Below are 16,157 nucleotides of genomic sequence, written 5' to 3'. Positions count from 1 at the left end.
GTCACTTCCCGAACAGTTCAAGGTAGGCGTGGCCCAGTACGGGGTAGAGGGCCATGGCCATCATCACGACCCAGATGCCCACGACGGTCCAGAGCATCTGCTTCTGGTAGCGCGGGCCCTTGGACCAGAAGTCCACGGCGATGACACGGAGACCGTTGAGCGCGTGGAACAGGATGGCGGCGACGAGGCCGTACTCCAGCAGCGCGACGATCGGAGTCTTGTAGGTAGCCACGACATCGTCGTACGCCTCGGGGGAGACGCGGACGAGAGCGGTGTCGAGGACGTGTACGAACAGGAAGAAGAAGATGAGGACGCCGGTGACTCGATGAGCCACCCAGGACCACATTCCTTCCCGGCCGCGGTACAACGTTCCAGCCGGCACGGAAAACCCTCCGGAAGCGGGGCGGGGGCCAGCCGGCTTCTTTGTCGGTCGGGCCCGGCCGGGTACGGTCCTCCGGCCCCGGACATCGTAGCGACGCTTTGTCGGTTCCCTTGCGCGGGGGCCATCGGTGTGATCAAACAGGCACGTACGGGCTATCCCACAGGGGCGAATAGCCCGATTTCCGTGGCAGTCAGCCCATCCGGCGAGGTCAGCCAGCGTGTCAGATCCAAGAGCCGGGCCCGTGCGACACGGCGCAGCTCGTCCGCGGAGATCGAGCGCTCCTCGTCGACCTCGTGGCCCATCCTCCGGCGGATCGCGCCCAGCAACTGGTCGGCCTGCTCCTCCGGCGGGTGCCCGTCGAGGCAGATCACGAAGGCGTGGCCGAACTTCCGTTCGTACTCCGCGTGGGCCGCGTCGAGGGCCAGGAGTGCGGCGTACGGAGCACCGTGGTCCAGCTCCGCCGAGCACTCCGCGGCCAGCGCCTCGGTCAGGTCGCCCTGCGAGAGGTCGTACGAGGCCTCGTCGGCGGCGGCGAGCAGGGTCGCGGCATCCGGGTAGGGGCGGTGCACCGCCACCCGGTGCGCCCAGCGCCGGCTTCCGCAGCAGTGCAGCAGGACGGCCCGGGCGGCTTCGGGGGACAGGGCGTTGAACCGAGCCAGTCCGAAGCCGTGAGGAGGGGCGGAGCTTCCTCCGGATCCGGTCCGGGAGGTGCGCCCTGGGGCCTGTGCCGGAAGGTGGCTGGACAGCAGGGGGCTCCTCGGGCCGCGGCGGGGGTGTACCGCCACGCTATCGACGCAGGGCAGGGTGTGTCGTACCGATTCGGGGATTTCACCCGGAAGTGAGTCGAAAGGATGACGTGAGCGCCACGGGCAGGCATGGTGAGGGCCCCGGGAAGGGGAGGGCGACCGAGGCCGCCACCCCCCACAGGAGAGGCCCCGGTCGCCATCCGTCACGGGCTCGTGCGACAAGCCCGTACCCCTGTCAGCGCCTCGGGTGCGTTTTGTGTCACACCTCGCTCCGCACAGGACTGGTTGCGCGTTGTATCACTCGTGGACGAGAGGTGCTTGAAAGCCGTAACGTGCTGATTTGCGCCACACGTACAGGACAGTGAACGGGTTGGGGACTTTGCTGGGGGACGACGCGGAGCTGACCGCCGCGGTGCTCGCGGCACAGGACGGCGACGAGAACGCGTTCCGTGCTGTGTACCGCGCCGTGCACCCACGGCTGCTCGGGTACGTACGCACGCTCGTCGGGGACGGCGACGCGGAGGACGTGACCTCGGAAGCCTGGTTGCAGATCGCCCGCGACCTCGACTCCTTCACCGGCGACGCCGACCGCTTCCGCGGTTGGGCGGCCCGCATCGCCCGCAACCGCGCCCTCGACCACATCCGCATGCGCGGCCGCCGCCCCGCCATCGGCGGCGACGACACCGAGCTGACGAGCTGGGCCGCCGAGTGCGACACCGCCGGCGCGGCCATGGAGTCCCTCTCCACCGGGCGGACCATGGCGCTCATCGCGCAGCTGCCGCAGGACCAGGCCGAGGCCGTCGTCCTGCGCGTCGTGGTCGGGCTGGACGCCAAGAGCGCGGCCGAGACCCTGGGCAAGCGGCCCGGCGCCGTACGGACCGCGGCCCATCGGGGCCTGAAGAAGCTGGCCGAGCTGCTCGGTCCGGAGGGCGGCTTCGAGCCGGACCCGGACACCGGATCGGATCCCGCTCCGACGGTCGGCCATAATGCCCGTGGCCAGGCATGGGGCGGCGGGGGCGGGAGGGATCTCGACGCCGTACCCGCGCAGCGTGGCCGGAGCGGGGGCTTCGTAGAACAAACCGGTGTGACGGATTCACGTTGGCGGACGCAGAAGGACATGTGATGGCCGACGAGCGCAACAGGTGGCTGGACGAAGCCGCTGCGGAAGAACTGCTGCGCGGCGAACCGGTGGAACCTGTGGGGCCGGCCGCCGATCAGCGTGCCCGCAACGAGGCCGCCCGGCTGCGTGCCGCCCTGGACGCCCTGGGCGGCGTGAACGCTCCGCTGCCCGCGGGCACGGAACTGCCCGGTGAGGCCGCGGCGGTGGCCGCCTTCCGCACGGCGCGCGGTGGCCCGCGCCCTGCCGCGGTTCCTTCCGCGGTGTCTTCCGTGGCCGCCGCGTCCGTAGAACCCCTGGTCGACCTCGGCCGCATCGTGCCCGGGCCCGCGCCCCGGCGCGGCCGGGCCGTGAGCTTCGGCCTGGCGGCGGCCCTGGCCAGTGTCGCCGTCGGCGGACTGGCCGCCGCGGCGGGCGCCGGGCTGCTGGAGCGGCCCCGGCACGACAGCGCGGGACCCGGTCCGGCGATGTCCGTGAGCGCCGGCGAGGACCCGGCCCCGGGCATCGGCAGCGGAGCGCCGAGCGCCAGCCCGAAGCCCACGCCCACCCCGCTGCCGAGTGGCTCGAATCCGACGCCCGTCCCGGGAACGCCGCAGCCGACCGGTACGGACGGGCGCGCCGCGACGCCCGGGACCGGCGCGGGCGCCGGCACCTCCGCGGGCTCGTCGGCGCCGGCCGGCTCGGGCAAGGACGTCCAGGGCAGCACGGGAGCCACGGGAGCCACGGGCGGCACGGGCAGCAAGGACGGCACCCGGGACACCTTCGGTGGCGGCGACACGGCCGGCAAGGACCGCGACCGCGACGGCGAGAACCGTCTCAAGGTCGCTGACCTCTGCACGGACTTCAAGGCGGGCCGGCTCGACGAGGCCCGCCGCGAGCGGCTCTCGCGCCTGGCCAACGGCCTCACCCGGATCCCGGACTACTGCAAGTCGGTGCTCGACGACGGGGGCTCCGGCGGTAAGCGCAGCGGCACCCAGCTGGGCGGGACGCTCAGGGCGCCGACCCTGACGCCGACGATTCCGCGGGGTTCGACCGACCTGCGCACCGGCCGCTGATACGTGCGCTGAGCTGCCAGTAACACTTTTCGAACCGGTGGCGCAGTACATATCGAGCCGACTGGTCATCGGCCGCGCATGAGCCGGGGTTCCCCCCGTACCCCTGGGCTCTGCGCAACCGGCGCGGGCGGGGCACGTTCCCCCGGCCCTGCCCGCGCCCATTACGTTCGGACCGGAAACCGAGGAAGCCCGAGGCGATGCCTCGGGCTTCTTGCTTGCTTCCTGCCTGTCGCGGGCACGGGCTCCGCGGGACCGGACACCGGTCCCGCCCCCGGCCCGGCGGGCCTCACCAGTAGACGACGACCTTGTCGCCGACCTGCACCTGGTCGAACAGCGCCGACAGCTTGCCCTTGTCCCGGACGTTCACGCAGCCGTGCGAGGCCCCGTTGTAGCCACGGGCCGCGAAGTCGGCCGAGAAGTGCACGGCCTGGCCGCCGCTGAAGAACATCGCGTACGGCATCGGCGTGTGGTAGATCGTCGACGTCCACTCCTTGGCCTTCCAGCCCACGTCGAACACGCCCTCACGGGTCGGGGTGTTCTCGGAGCCGAAGCGCACGTCCATCGTCGAGACGACCTTGCCGTCGATCATCCAGGCGAGCGTGCGGCTCTCCTTGCTGATGCACATGACGCGGCCCTGCATGCAGCGCGGGTCCGGAGCGGCGACCTCGTTGACGGTCGCGGGACGCAGCTCGTCGGCGGTGGGCTTCTTGCTGTCGCTCTGGATCTTCTTCCAGGTGGCCTCGTCGACCGAGCCGGTCCCGTTCAGCCCGTGCTTCGACTGGAAGGACTTGACCGCGGCGGTCGTCTTGGAGCCGTAGAAGCCGGTCGGTGCGACCGACATCAGCCTGAGCTGGCGCAGCCGGGCCTGGAGCTCGCGCACCTGCTCGCTCTCGTCGCCGTTGGCCATGATCTGCTTCACCGACGGCGAAGGGGAGGACGAGGGGGAGGCCGACGCGGAAGCGGAGGCGGAGGCGGACGGCGATGCCGAGGCCTCGCCGGGCTTGTTGTCGGTGGAGGGGGATGCTTCGGGGGAGCTGCCCGCCGTGGGCGAGGACGAAACCGAGGAGGCGGCGACGGGCTCCGTCTTCTGCGGTCCGCAGGCGGTCGCGGCGAGTGCGACGGCGGTTGCCACCCCGATCGTGCGGATTATGACTCTCTGGCGCTGCATTGCAGTCCCCCCGGTTTCTACGTCGTGTATCTAGGTGATGCTCCGCGTGCGTGGACAGTTGCGCTCGGCTCCGGGATGTTGCGCCATTGTGACCGGCAGCCGTCCGCAGCCTTACGAAGCGATGCGCGGCTGGGGACGCCCCAGCGGTGGCTCGGGGAGGTCCTACCAGTCCCGGGCCCGCTTGCTCGACGGAGGACTGCGTCACATGGCACACACCGAGAGCGGAATCCCCATCGAACCCGTCTACGGGCCCGATGACCTGACGGGGTGGGACCCGACGGCCGAGCTCGGGCAGCCGGGCGACTTCCCCTACACGCGGGGGATTTATCCGAACATGTACACCGGTCGGCCGTGGACGATGCGGCAGTACGCCGGTTTCGGCACGGCCGCCGAGTCCAACGCCCGCTACCGGCAGCTCATCGAGGGCGGTGGCACCGGGCTGTCCGTCGCCTTCGACCTGCCGACCCAGATGGGACACGACTCCGACGCCCCCCTCGCGCAGGGCGAGGTCGGCAAGGTCGGCGTCGCCGTCGACTCGCTCGACGACATGCGGACGCTGTTCGACGGGATCCCCCTCGACCGGGTCTCCACCTCGATGACGATCAACGCGCCCGCCGCGCTGCTCCTGCTGCTCTACCAACTGGTGGCGGAGGAACAGGGCATCTCGGGCACGCAACTGACGGGGACGGTCCAGAACGACGTACTGAAGGAGTACATCGCGCGCGGGACGTACATCTTCCCGCCCGGCCCCTCGCTACGGCTGACGGCCGACACCTTCCGCTACTGCCGCGCCGAGATCCCCCGCTGGAACACCATCTCCATCTCCGGCTACCACATGGCCGAAGCCGGTGCCTCGCCCGCGCAGGAGGTGGCCTTCACCCTCGCCGACGGCATCGCCTACGTCCGTACGGCCCTGGCGGCCGGGATGGAGGTCGACGCGTTCGCACCCCGGCTCTCCTTCTTCTTCGTCGCCCGCACCACCTTGCTGGAGGAGGTCGCGAAGTTCCGCGCGGCCCGGCGGATCTGGGCCCGCGTCATGCGGGAGGAGTTCGGGGCCCGGGACCCGAAGTCGCTGATGCTGCGCTTCCACACCCAGACCGCGGGGGTCCAGCTCACCGCGCAGCAGCCGGAACTGAACCTCGTGCGGGTGGCCGTGCAGGCCCTGGCCGCCGTCCTCGGCGGCACCCAGTCGCTGCACACCAACTCCTTCGACGAGGCGATCGCGCTCCCGACCGAGAAGTCCGCCCGCCTCGCGCTGCGCACCCAGCAGGTCCTCGCGTACGAGACGGACGTGCCGCACACCGTGGACCCCTTCGCCGGGTCGTACGCGGTGGAGCGGATGACGGACGAACTGGAGGCGGCGGCGCTCGCGCTGATGCGCCGGATCGAGGACCAGGGCGGGGCGGTGGCCGCGATCGAGGCCGGGTTCCAGAAGGCCGAGATCGAGCGGAACGCCTACCGCATCGCGCAGGAGACCGAGAACGGGGAGCGGGTGGTGGTCGGGGTCAACCGCTTCGCACTGGAGCGCGAGGAACCGTACGAGCCGCTGCGCGTGGACCCGGCGATCGAGGCGCGGCAGTGCGCGGCACTGGCCCGGCTGCGGGCGGAGCGCGACGGGGCGGCGGTGACGGCGGCGCTCGCGGCCCTGAAGGAGGCGGCGGCGGGGACGGCGAACGTGCTGTACCCGATGAAGGAGGCGCTGCGCGCCCGGGCCACGGTGGGGGAGGTGTGCGGGGCGCTGCGGGAGGTGTGGGGGACGTACGAGCCCTCCGGTTCCACCTGGTGAAACACACTGGCGCGACAGGTGCAACCTTGTGGGACACTCCTGCGCATGCTGGGTGTGACAGATCTTCCGACTTATCTCGCCGGCCTGGTGCTGATCATTCTGCTGCCGGGGCCGAACTCCCTCTACGTGCTCTCCGTGGCCGCCCGCCGCGGGGTGCGCACCGGGTACAAGGCCGCCGCCGGGGTGTTCACCGGCGACGCCGTGCTCATGCTGCTGACCGCCGTGGGCGCCGGGGCGCTGCTGCGGGCGAGCCCGCTGGTGTTCACCGTGGTGAAGTTCCTCGGTGCCGGCTACCTGGCGTGGCTGGCCGTGGGGATGATGCGGGGTGCCTGGGCGCTGTGGCGCACGCGCGCGGAGCGGGCCGAGGCGGAGGCCGGCGTCCCCGCCGACCCGGCCGAGAACGAGCGGCCCTACCGGCGGGCGCTGCTGATCAGCCTCCTCAACCCGAAGGCCATCCTCTTCCTGATGTCCTTCTTCGTGCAGTTCGTGGACCCGTCCTACGCCTACCCGGCGCTGTCCTTCCTGCTGCTGGGCGGTCTGCTGCAGACCGGCAGCTTCCTGTACCTGACGATGCTGATCTTCGGCGGGACCCGCCTCTCGGCGGCCTTCCGGCGCCGCAAGCGGCTGTCGGCCGGAGCCACCTCGGCGGCGGGCGTGCTCTTCCTCGGCTTCGCGGCCAAGCTCGCCGTCAGTTGAGGCCCCTCAGCTGACGACGCGGCGCAGCCATCCCATCCGCCGCACGGCCCGGCGCACCGCCCGGCTGCGCGGCAGGAACGACAGCTGCGCCGGGATGCCGCCCGGCAGCCCGAGTGCGGTCAGTCGGCGGCGCGTGAAGTACCGCCAGGTGTGCGGGGTCAGGCGCTTGGCCAGGTAGGCCTCGGCCGCCGGCCGCCGCGCGGCCAGGATCTGCGGCTGCATGGTGAACCCGACGGCAGTGAGCAGTGCGGCCGGCTCCGCCCGGACCTGCTCGGGGGTCGGGGGCGTCCAGGCGCGGACGGCCTCGGCGTCGGCGAGGTCCGGAAGCAGCGCGTCCACCAGGGCCAGCGGGACCCGGTTGCTGTTCGGGTACGGGGTCAGGGCGGCCAGCACCGCGCCGGTGCCGGTCCGGGCCACCGGGAGCCCGTACAGGGTGGCGGCGGTGAGCAGCCCGGTGGAGAAGCAGCCGACGACCAGAGCGGGGCGCAGCCGCTGGTAGAGGGTCTCGGCCAGAACCGGGGCGGCGATCACGGTCAGCCGGGCGCCGAGCCGCTCGGCCTCCTCCTCGGCCCGGCGCCAGTACGCGGCCGGGGCGCCGGGGTGCGGTTTGAAGACCAGCTCCCGGTGGCCCAGGGCGTGCGCGCCCCGGACCATCGACACGTGCAGCTCCTCCTCCTCGGCCAGGGTCATCAGGTCGAGCGCGGAGAGGTACTGGCCCAGCAGGAGGGCCGGGGGCCCGGCGGGCTCGGGCGCCTCGTCCGGGGTGGCCTCGGCGAGCTCCGCGAGGACCTTGAGGAACGGCTGCGCCGGCACCAGCTCCACCCGCACCCCGAACTCCGTCAGCAGCAGGGGCTCCAGCCCGGGCACCAGGTCCAGGTGGAGCACCCGCCGTACCCGCATCCCGAGCTGCGGGTCGAGGCGGAAACGGGTGGGTCCGTAGCTCATCAGCCCATCGGCGTAGACGTCGACGGCCGCGCCCGGGAAGAGCCGGCACAGGCTCTGGGCCGGCGGGACCTGGAGGGACTCCACGATCAGCTCGACCCGGTCCTCGCCCAGGTTCCACAGCGTGCGCAGCTGCCGCTCCCAGATCGGGACGTCCTCCGCGCGCGGGGCCCAGGTGCTCGGGTGCTGCGGCTCGATGACGCGGTTCCAGTCGAGGACCTCGTCGAAGCGGGGGCGCAGGGCGGCGAAGCCCGGCATGTCCGTGACGCCCGGGGCCACCTCGGCCGTGACGGCGTGGTTGCTGGTCAGCAGGATGCGGCGGCCGGCGGGCGGGAAGGAGCCCGCGTCGATGCCCGCCGCGAGCGTGGCCGCACCGTAGAGGGTGGAGGCCAGGAAGATCTGGGTGGGCATCAGGCACTCGCTCCCGACGGGGCGGGGCGGCGGCGGCCGGTGCGCAGGCGGCGCAGCACGGCGGAGCGTTCGACGTCCATCGAGTCCAGGACCTGGTCCAGTACGTCCTGCGGCATGCGGCCGAGCGCGGCCGAGCTCATGAGACGGAGTTTCTTGGCCACGTCCGGCTCGAACCTTTCGATGGACCCGAAATGATGGGCGATAATTGCACAATAGGTTCGGACGGCTTTCGGGAGCAGTCGATCACATTCTCGGTCGGCGGTGACCTCCGCGAGCACCTGATCGAATGCGCGGATGAAATCGAGCTGCCGTTCGTCCCCCACCTGCGTCAATGAGGTGGAAACTCCGCGTCGGTAAAAGATACCGGGCAGCCCGACCGCGGCGAACGACTCCGCCTCCCGGTGCAGCCGCCAGATCCACGGCCGGTCCTCCGCGGTCCGCAGCCCGTCGGTGAAGTGCAGCACCCCGCGGTCCAGCAGCCGCCGGTGGTACATCCCGGCCCAGGCGTACGGATAGTCCACCGACGTGGCCCGGTCGGCGGGCAGGATCGCGGTGCGCGGCGCGGCGACCACCGACTGCGGGCCGAAGGGGACGCGCTGCACGCTCCGCGACCGGCCGGTGCACCGCACATGGTCGGTACGGACGAAATCACAGCTCAGGGCCTCTATGGCAGCCAAGGTTCGGGCCAGATGGCCGGGCGCCAGCCAGTCGTCCCCGTCCAGGAAGGTCAGGTACTCGCCGCGGGCCGCGTCCAGACCGGTGTTCCGCGCGGTGGCCAGGCCGCCGTTGCGCTCGTGTCTGAGGTGCACCGCCCCCGGCAGCTCGCGCGCCGCCCGTTCCAGCAGGTCGGGCGTCCCGTCCGTCGAGCAGTCGTCGACCAGCAGGAACTCGAAATCCTCCCGGGCGTTGAGTTCGAGACTCTTCAGGGCGTCCGGTGCGTACGTCTGCACGTTGTAGAACGGCACGACAACAGAGAGCTTGGGCACCTGCGAGACATTAGGGCGCCTCCCGTCATTCACTGTGGCCCGTATGCGGAATCCATGTGAACGGCGCGGGGCGGGCGAGTTAACCCGTGCGCTTTCGCATTTCGTCGACGCGTTGTTAACCCGCTGTTGTGCGGTCGTTGGGCCGATCACCGAATTTGCGGAATAGCTTCTGCCGCGTGCCAGAACGCAAACGCGTCGCCGTACTCGCCGATTCCGATACGCGATGGAAATGGGGCGCACTCACCGCCCGCCGTCTCGTACCCGACCACCAGCTCACCGGATTCCTGCTGCGCGGCCGGGCCACGCCCACCGCGCGCCAGCTCGGCGAGGTGGGGGTGCGGGCCGACCGGCTGTCCGAGGTGACCTGCGCCGAGTTCCTCGCCGAGATCGAACGCGAGCGCTACGACGTGGTCGTCCTCGCGCTCGTCGGCGGGGCCGTCCAGGCCGTCCTGCACGGGGCCCGCGCCCTGTGGCCCGCCCCGGCCCGGCGCCCCGTGCTCGTCACCGGCTACGTGGGCGTCGTATACGAGAAGCTCGCCGACGGGCTGCTGCTGCGCCACGGCGCCGACCTCGTCCTCGCCAACTCCCGCCACGACGCGCAGCGGTTCCGCGCCGTGTACGAGGGCGTCGGCGCGGACGCCGCCGCCGTCACCGAGACCGCCCTGCCCTTCCTCGGCGGAGCGCCGTACGAGCCGGCCGGGAGCCGCGCCCACACGGTGGTCTTCGCCGTCCAGCCCTCCGTGCCCGACAGCCGCGCCGACCGCGCCTACCTGCTGGAACGGGCCGCCGGACACGCCCGGCTGCACCCCGACCGGGAAGTGCTGATCAAGCTCCGCAGCAAGCCCGGGGAGCACACCACGCACCTGGAGGAGCAGCCGTACCAGCGGCTCGCCGAGAAGGTCCCGGGCGGACTGCCCGCCAACTGCCGCCTGGTGTACGGGAACATGGGCGAGGTCCTGGACGGCGCCGATCTGCTCGTCACCGTCTCCTCCACGGCAGCCCTGGAATCCCTGCACCGGTCCATCCCGACGGCGGTCCTCACCGACCTCGGCATCCGCGAGGCCCTCGGCAACCACCACTTCCTCGGCTCCGGCTGCCTGGCCTCCTGGGACCAGATCGACTCCGGTCTCCTCCCGGTGGGCGACCCGGCCTGGCTGGCCGCGCAGGGCGTCCTGTCCGCCGCGGACACGGGCAGCGGCGCGGCCACGGGCGCGGACACCGGCGCGGACGCCTACGCCGTCGCCCGGGCCAAGGTCGCCGGACTGCTCGCCGCCGCCCGGCTGCCATCGCCCGCCCCGTACTACACGCGCACCACCGCACCCGGATACCTCCCCGGGATCCTCGCCCGCCACCACCTCGCACCCGACGGCACCCCGCTGCCCGGCGCGGTGCGCCCGGCCGCGGGGGAGTCCCGGCTGCGCCGTAGGCTCCGCGGCCACCTGCGCGAGGCCGCCCGCGGGGCCTACCGGCACGGCGTGCAGCGCGTGGCCCCGGTGATCCGCAGGCTGGGGGAGCTGTGAGGGTCCTCGCCGTCATCCCGGCCCGCGGCGGCTCCAAGGGAGTCCCGGGCAAGAACCTCGCCGAGGTCGCCGGCACCCCGCTCGTCGCCCGCGCCGTCCTGGCCTGCCGGGCCGCACCGACCGTCACCGACGTGGTGGTCTCCACCGACTCCGAGGCGATCGCCGCCGCCGCCCGCGCGGCCGGGGCCGACGTCATCGCCCGCCCCACCGCGATCTCCGGCGACACCGCGAGCAGCGAGGCCGCCGTCCTGCACGCGCTGGCCGCCTTCGAAGAACTGCACTCCCTCGTCGTGGACGTGGTCCTCCTCGTCCAGTGCACCAGCCCCTTCCTCACCACCTCCGACGTCGAGTCGGTGGCCGTGGCCGTCGCCTCCGGGGCGGCCGACTCGGCCCTGACCGTGGCCCCGTTCCACGGGTTCCTCTGGCGGGAGGGGGCCGACGGCTGCGGGGCCGGCGTCAACCACGAGGCGGCGTACCGCCCCCGGCGCCAGGACCGGCCGCAGGACCTGCTGGAGACGGGCGCCGCCTACGCCATGGACGCCGCGGGCTTCCGCACCGCCCGGCACCGGTTCTTCGGCCGCACCCTCCCCGTCGCCACCGATCCCGCGCGGGTCCTGGAGATCGACGATCCGCACGACCTGGCCCGCGCCCGACTGCTCGCACCCCTGCTCGACCCGCGCCCGGAGGCACACCCCGCACAGCCCGCCCCGGACCGCGACGCGCACCCCGACCCGCACTCCGACCCGCAGCCCACACCCCGTACGCCCCGTACACCCCCGCACCGAAGGACGCCTCCTGCCATGACGACCACCCCCGACTCCCGCCTGCGCACCTTCGGCCCCCGCACCGCGGGCCCCGGCCGCCCCGTCTACGTCGTCGGTGAGATCGGCATCAACCACAACGGCGACCTCGGCAACGCCTTCGCCCTCATCGACGCCGCCGCCGAAGCCGGTTGCGACGCCGTGAAGTTCCAAAAGCGCACCCCGGAGATCTGCACCCCGCGCGACCAGTGGGACATCGAACGCGACACCCCCTGGGGCCGGATGACCTACATCGACTACCGCCACAAGGTCGAGTTCGGCGAGGACGAGTACCGCGCCATCGACGACCACTGCGCCAAGCGCGGCATCGACTGGTTCGCCTCCCCGTGGGACACCGAGGCCGTCGCCTTCCTGGAGAAGTTCGACGTCCCCGCCCACAAGGTGGCCTCCGCCTCCCTCACCGACGACGAGCTGCTGCGCGCCCTGCGCGCCACCGGCCGCACCGTCGTCCTGTCCACCGGCATGTCCACCCCGCAGCAGATCCGCCACGCGGTGGAGGTGCTCGGCAGCGCCAACATCCTCCTCTGCCACGCGACTTCGACGTACCCGGCCAAGGCCGAGGAGCTCAACCTGCGGGTGATCAACACCCTCCGGGAGGAGTACCCGAACGTCCCGATCGGCTACTCCGGCCACGAGACGGGCCTGCAGACCACCCTCGCCGCCGTCGCCCTCGGCGCCACCTTCGTCGAGCGGCACATCACCCTCGACCGCGCGATGTGGGGCTCCGACCAGGCCGCCTCCGTCGAGCCCGGCGGCCTCACCCGGCTGGTCCGCGACATCCGCACCATCGAGACCGCCCTCGGCGACGGCGTCAAGCGCGTCTACGAGTCCGAGCTCGGCCCCATGAAGAAGCTCCGCCGCGTCCGGGGCGAGCTCGCAGCCGTCTGACGCCCCGCCCGGCGCGTACGCGTTCCGTCCCCCGACAAGGAGCACGTGGTGACCCCCTCCAGCCCCTCCGCCTCCACGCTGGCGTTCGTCGAGAGTCCGGTCCAGCTCCTCAACGTGCTGGAGTGGGCGTACGCGCGCCCCGGAGAGCAGTCACAGCTGGACGGGGTGCCGCGCCAGCGGGGGCGTCGCGCCGACGGCGGGGACCTGACCGGCCCCGCGCCCCGGCCGGCGGGCGACGCGCCACCCCTGCGGATCGTCGTCCTGCCGCCCACCGACCCGATGTCCCGCGGCCAGCTCCGCCGGGTGGCCGCGCTGGCGCGGGACGAGGGGCACGAGGTCCGGTGGCAGGAGGCGCGCGGCAGCCGGTTCGCGCCGCTGAAGGCGCTCGCCGCGCTGGCGCGCGACGTGCGCGCCGCGCGTACGGTCGTCGTCGGAGACCCCTTCTCGCGCTACGTCCAGCTGCTGCTCACCCTCGTGCGCGCCGAGGAGCTCGTGGTGGTCGACGACGGCACCGCCACCATGGAGTTCATGGCCCAGACCGCCCGCGGCGAACGCCTCGTACGGTGGCACCGGGTCGGCGGCGGTGGACTGCCCGGCCGGGTCCGCGAGCTGGCGTACGCACCCGTCTCGGCGACCGCGCGCCGCCGCTTCACCCCGGCCGCGCACCGCGGCCACCGCGTCGAGGTGTTCAGCTCGATGCCCGTCACCGCCCACGGCGGAATGACGCTGCGGGTCAACGACTTCGCCTGGACCCGTGCCCGGTTCGGCCCGCCCCGGCTGACCAAGGGAACCGACCTGGTCGGCACCTCGCTCGTGGAGACCGGGGTGGTGGACCCGGACCGCTATCTGGACGCCGTGCGCGCCCTGACCCTGGAGCACGGAGCCACCCGCTACTTCGCCCACCGCCGCGAGTCCCCGGAGAAGCTGCGCGCCCTGAGCCGGGCCACGGGGCTGGAGATCGTGCGCCCGGACCTGCCGCTGGAGCTGATCGCCCGGCGCGGTCCGGTCGGCCGGACGATCGTCAGCTTTCCGTCCACCGTCGTCCACACGCTGCCGTACGCACTCACCGGTACCGGTGTCACGGTCGCCGTATGCGATGTGGACCCCGCCTGGCTCACCGGGTCCGCCTCCCCGCGCGCCCGCAGCTTCCTCACGGGGGTCACCGACACCGCCCGTGATGTGCGCAGACTGCCTGCCCAGGCGGCTCCCACGGCCGGATGAGCGCGCGAGTTTACCCCCGGGCGCATCCGGTCATGCGTCCAGAGGTCGGGTTTCTTTCCCCTAACGGCATGAACTTTTCGTGATCCCCGGCCAGTTGACCCGTCCGTGGGCCTACCCTTCAACGGGTGAACCAGTTGATGTCCCGCGAGTCCCAGACCGCCCAGCCCGCCGCGTCCGACCGGCCCGAGCTGCCCGGCAAGCTTCCGGACCACCTGCGTACCGAACTGATTGCCTTCCGCCGGGACTTGCACATGCACCCGGAGCTCGGACACCAGGAATTCCGTACCACCGCGGCGATCAAGGCCCGGTTGGAGAAAGCCGGCCTGCGACCACGGGTGCTGAAGTCCGGTACGGGCCTGATCTGTGACGTGGGCACCTGGGACGGGGGCCGGCCGATGCTGGCCCTGCGCGCGGACATCGACGCCCTGCCCATTCCCGATGCCAAGACGCACGTCCCGTACCGCTCGACCTTCGCGGACCGCGCCCACGCCTGCGGCCACGACGTGCACACCACGGTCGTCCTCGGCGCCGGCCTGGTCCTCGCCGAGCTCGACCGGCAGGGGCTGCTGCCCCGCCCCGTGCGGCTGCTCTTCCAGCCCGCCGAGGAAGTGCTCCCGGGCGGGGCCACCGACGCCATCGAGTCCGGGGTCCTGGACGGGGTGGGCCGGATCGTCGCCGTGCACTGCGACCCCCGGGTCGACGCGGGGCGCATCGGGCTGCGGGCCGGCCCCATCACCTCCGCCTGCGACCGGCTGGAGGTCACCCTCTCCGGCCCCGGCGGTCACACCGCGCGGCCCCACCTGACCACCGACCTGGTGACGGCCGCCGCCCGGGTGGCCGTCGACGCCCCGGCCCTGCTGGCCCGCCGGATGGACGCCCGCTCGGGCATGTCCGTCACCTGGGGCCGGATCGAGGCCGGGCACGCCTGCAACGTCATCCCGATGCACGCCGAGCTCTCGGGAACCGTGCGCTGCCTGGACCTGAACGCCTGGCACGAGGCGCCGGACATGATCCACGCGGCGATCGACGAGATCGCGACCATGCACGGGGCCAAGTTCGAGATCAACCACGTGCGCGGGGTGCCCCCGGTGGTCAACGACCCGGTGATCACCGAGCTGCTGCGCGAGGCGATGGGGGTCCGCCGCGGAGCGGAGTCGGTCGAGGACACCGAGCAGAGCCTGGGTGGCGAGGACTTCTCCTGGTACCTGGAGCACGTTCCGGGCGCGATGGCCCGGCTGGGGGTCCGTGCGCCCGGTGACACGGCCAAGCGTGATCTGCACCGGGGCGACTTCGACGTGGACGAGTCCGCGATCGGCGTCGGCGTGGAGTTCTTCACGGCCGCCGCCCTGCTCGACGGACGTCGCGCGAGGCCCGTCGGCGACCGTTGACCGAAGAGGGGCCGGGCCGCCATCGCCCGGCCCCTCCGGTGGGTATGAGCCATGCCTTCCTGTCGGTGCGCAGCGTTCCAGCGCTGCGGCCCGGTGCGCAGCGCTGGAACACTGCGGCCAGGAAGGCGCGGGCTCAGTGGTGGATCAGATGCGCCAGTGCTCGTATCCGAGCTTGTAAATGCCCGCATTCGGGGCCCCGGGGCACGTGGCGGACGACGTCTCCCCGTTCTGCTTGGTGCTGCCCTTGATGACGGCCTGGGTGCCGTGGGAGTCGATACAGGTCACCTTGACGCGGAAGCGGTCGATGAAGGGCCACAGGCCGGTGCATTTGGCGTAACCCGTGTTGCCGGACTGCCAGGTCTCGCAGCTAATGGCTTCGGCGCCATTGGTGGCTGCGGATGCGGAGGGTGCGGTAATGAGCGACGTGGCCGCCATTCCGATTCCGATGAGGCTGGCGATCTTGGCCTTGTGCATGTCTTTCTCCCCGATTTTGGTTGTACGAAAGTCTTAGGCGGATTCCTCGGTGGACACGCTCAGGACGCCGACGTTGGGGTCGGAAGAGCAGGTGGCGCTCGAGGTTTCGTTCGTGTGCTTCCAGGGTCCGTAGACGTTGAACGTCCGACCGCGGTAGTCGATGCACGTGAGCTTCACGCGAAACTTGTCCGCCCAGGCCATGCCGCTGCAGTACGCGGAGCCGCCCCAAGGTGCGCGGCTCGTCTTCCACGTGTTGCAGCTTGCGTCCTGCGGCCCCGGCTTTGCGCCGGAGACAGCGGCCGGAGCCGCCGACGTGTGGCTCGCGGCGATGGCCGGCGAGCCGACGCCCACGGACATGATGGTCAGCGCGGCGGCACCGAGCTGAACGATCGACTTCTTTTTCATTTCCCCGCTTCTCTTTTTGCGTTTCGTCGACTCCCAGGAAACCGATGGTGCAGGCGTGAGGAAATGTCCACCCGGCAGGTGTTAAGCGGGGCGGAAATGCTCCTCGGGTAAAGATTTGCCCATCCGGATCCCTTGCTTTGGTCATCTGACA

15 protein-coding genes and 1 pseudogene are annotated in these 16,157 nt (G+C 72.0%); 9 read left to right on the top strand and 7 right to left on the bottom strand.

The features are described from left to right. Position 1 precedes the first annotated feature (1 nt). Together sdhC and OG386_RS18435 are read right to left on the bottom strand one after the other, a co-directional pair. Positions 2–382, bottom strand: coding sequence for a succinate dehydrogenase, cytochrome b556 subunit (gene sdhC / locus OG386_RS18440; protein WP_030010306.1), 381 nt, complete (start codon positions 380–382; stop codon positions 2–4). 152 nt (positions 383–534) lie between these two features. After that, entirely contained in the window at positions 535–1,167 is a 633-nt protein-coding gene (locus OG386_RS18435; protein ID WP_328789070.1) for a 2-oxo-4-hydroxy-4-carboxy-5-ureidoimidazoline decarboxylase, read from the bottom strand. A gap of 340 nt (positions 1,168–1,507) precedes the next feature. On the opposite strand from OG386_RS18435, the gene OG386_RS18430 reads away from it, so the two are divergent. Both OG386_RS18430 and OG386_RS18425 read left to right on the top strand, forming a co-directional pair. Continuing rightward, a complete protein-coding gene (locus OG386_RS18430; protein ID WP_030010304.1) occupies positions 1,508–2,251 on the top strand; it encodes an RNA polymerase sigma factor in 744 nt (247 codons plus the stop codon). Beyond that, on the top strand, positions 2,251–3,300 hold the full coding sequence (locus OG386_RS18425; RefSeq protein WP_328789069.1) for a hypothetical protein: 1,050 nt from the start codon (positions 2,251–2,253) through the stop codon (positions 3,298–3,300). The genes OG386_RS18430 and OG386_RS18425 overlap by 1 nt, the downstream gene beginning before the upstream one ends. A gap of 286 nt (positions 3,301–3,586) precedes the next feature. Here the strand turns inward: OG386_RS18425 and OG386_RS18420 are convergent, their stop codons facing one another. Further along, complete coding sequence (locus OG386_RS18420; protein ID WP_443053180.1) at positions 3,587–4,468, bottom strand: L,D-transpeptidase family protein; 882 nt, start codon at positions 4,466–4,468, stop codon at positions 3,587–3,589. 205 nt (positions 4,469–4,673) lie between these two features. On the opposite strand from OG386_RS18420, the gene OG386_RS18415 reads away from it, so the two are divergent. Next, entirely contained in the window at positions 4,674–6,254 is a 1,581-nt protein-coding gene (locus OG386_RS18415; protein ID WP_328789067.1) for an acyl-CoA mutase large subunit family protein, read from the top strand. A 45-nt stretch (positions 6,255–6,299) separates the two neighbouring features. Beyond that, complete coding sequence (leuE, locus tag OG386_RS18410) at positions 6,300–6,950, top strand: leucine efflux protein LeuE (RefSeq protein WP_327383638.1); 651 nt, start codon at positions 6,300–6,302, stop codon at positions 6,948–6,950. A 6-nt stretch (positions 6,951–6,956) separates the two neighbouring features. On the opposite strand, the gene OG386_RS18405 is transcribed toward leuE, so the two are convergent. Continuing rightward, positions 6,957–8,303, bottom strand: coding sequence for a polysialyltransferase family glycosyltransferase (locus OG386_RS18405; protein ID WP_328789066.1), 1,347 nt, complete (start codon positions 8,301–8,303; stop codon positions 6,957–6,959). Next, a complete protein-coding gene (locus OG386_RS18400; RefSeq protein ID WP_328789065.1) occupies positions 8,303–9,289 on the bottom strand; it encodes a glycosyltransferase family 2 protein in 987 nt (328 codons plus the stop codon). Before OG386_RS18400 ends, OG386_RS18405 begins: the two co-directional genes overlap by 1 nt. 176 nt (positions 9,290–9,465) lie before the next feature. Between OG386_RS18400 and OG386_RS18395 the strand changes: the two genes are divergently transcribed. The 5 genes and pseudogenes from OG386_RS18395 (at position 9,466) to OG386_RS18375 (ending at position 15,127) form a co-directional block, all read left to right on the top strand. After that, positions 9,466–10,809 carry a DUF6716 putative glycosyltransferase gene (locus tag OG386_RS18395; RefSeq protein ID WP_328789064.1) on the top strand — a complete coding sequence of 448 codons (1,344 nt, stop codon included), beginning with the start codon at positions 9,466–9,468 and terminating at the stop codon, positions 10,807–10,809. Further along, positions 10,806–11,192 (top strand): annotated as a pseudogene (locus OG386_RS18390) (acylneuraminate cytidylyltransferase family protein); the annotation flags it as partial. The gene OG386_RS18395 and the pseudogene OG386_RS18390, both read left to right, overlap by 4 nt. A gap of 417 nt (positions 11,193–11,609) precedes the next feature. After that, complete coding sequence (locus OG386_RS18385; protein WP_327388506.1) at positions 11,610–12,518, top strand: N-acetylneuraminate synthase family protein; 909 nt, start codon at positions 11,610–11,612, stop codon at positions 12,516–12,518. 48 nt (positions 12,519–12,566) lie between these two features. Further along, on the top strand, positions 12,567–13,739 hold the full coding sequence (locus OG386_RS18380) for a hypothetical protein (RefSeq protein ID WP_328789063.1): 1,173 nt from the start codon (positions 12,567–12,569) through the stop codon (positions 13,737–13,739). Positions 13,740–13,876: 137 nt separating this feature from the next. Further along, a complete protein-coding gene (locus tag OG386_RS18375) occupies positions 13,877–15,127 on the top strand; it encodes an amidohydrolase (protein WP_328793289.1) in 1,251 nt (416 codons plus the stop codon). Between the two features lie 144 nt (positions 15,128–15,271). On the opposite strand, the gene OG386_RS18370 is transcribed toward OG386_RS18375, so the two are convergent. Together OG386_RS18370 and OG386_RS18365 are read right to left on the bottom strand one after the other, a co-directional pair. Further along, positions 15,272–15,601, bottom strand: a complete 330-nt coding sequence (locus OG386_RS18370) for a hypothetical protein (protein ID WP_266380931.1) — start codon at positions 15,599–15,601, stop codon at positions 15,272–15,274. A gap of 33 nt (positions 15,602–15,634) precedes the next feature. Then, a complete protein-coding gene (locus OG386_RS18365) occupies positions 15,635–16,006 on the bottom strand; it encodes a hypothetical protein (protein ID WP_328789062.1) in 372 nt (123 codons plus the stop codon). Positions 16,007–16,157 lie beyond the last annotated feature (151 nt).

This window comes from Streptomyces sp. NBC_00273, from assembly GCF_036178145.1.
GTDB lineage: Bacteria > Actinomycetota > Actinomycetes > Streptomycetales > Streptomycetaceae > Streptomyces.
Note: the sequence above shows the minus strand (reverse complement) of the source record. Positions and strands in the feature narration are given on the sequence as shown.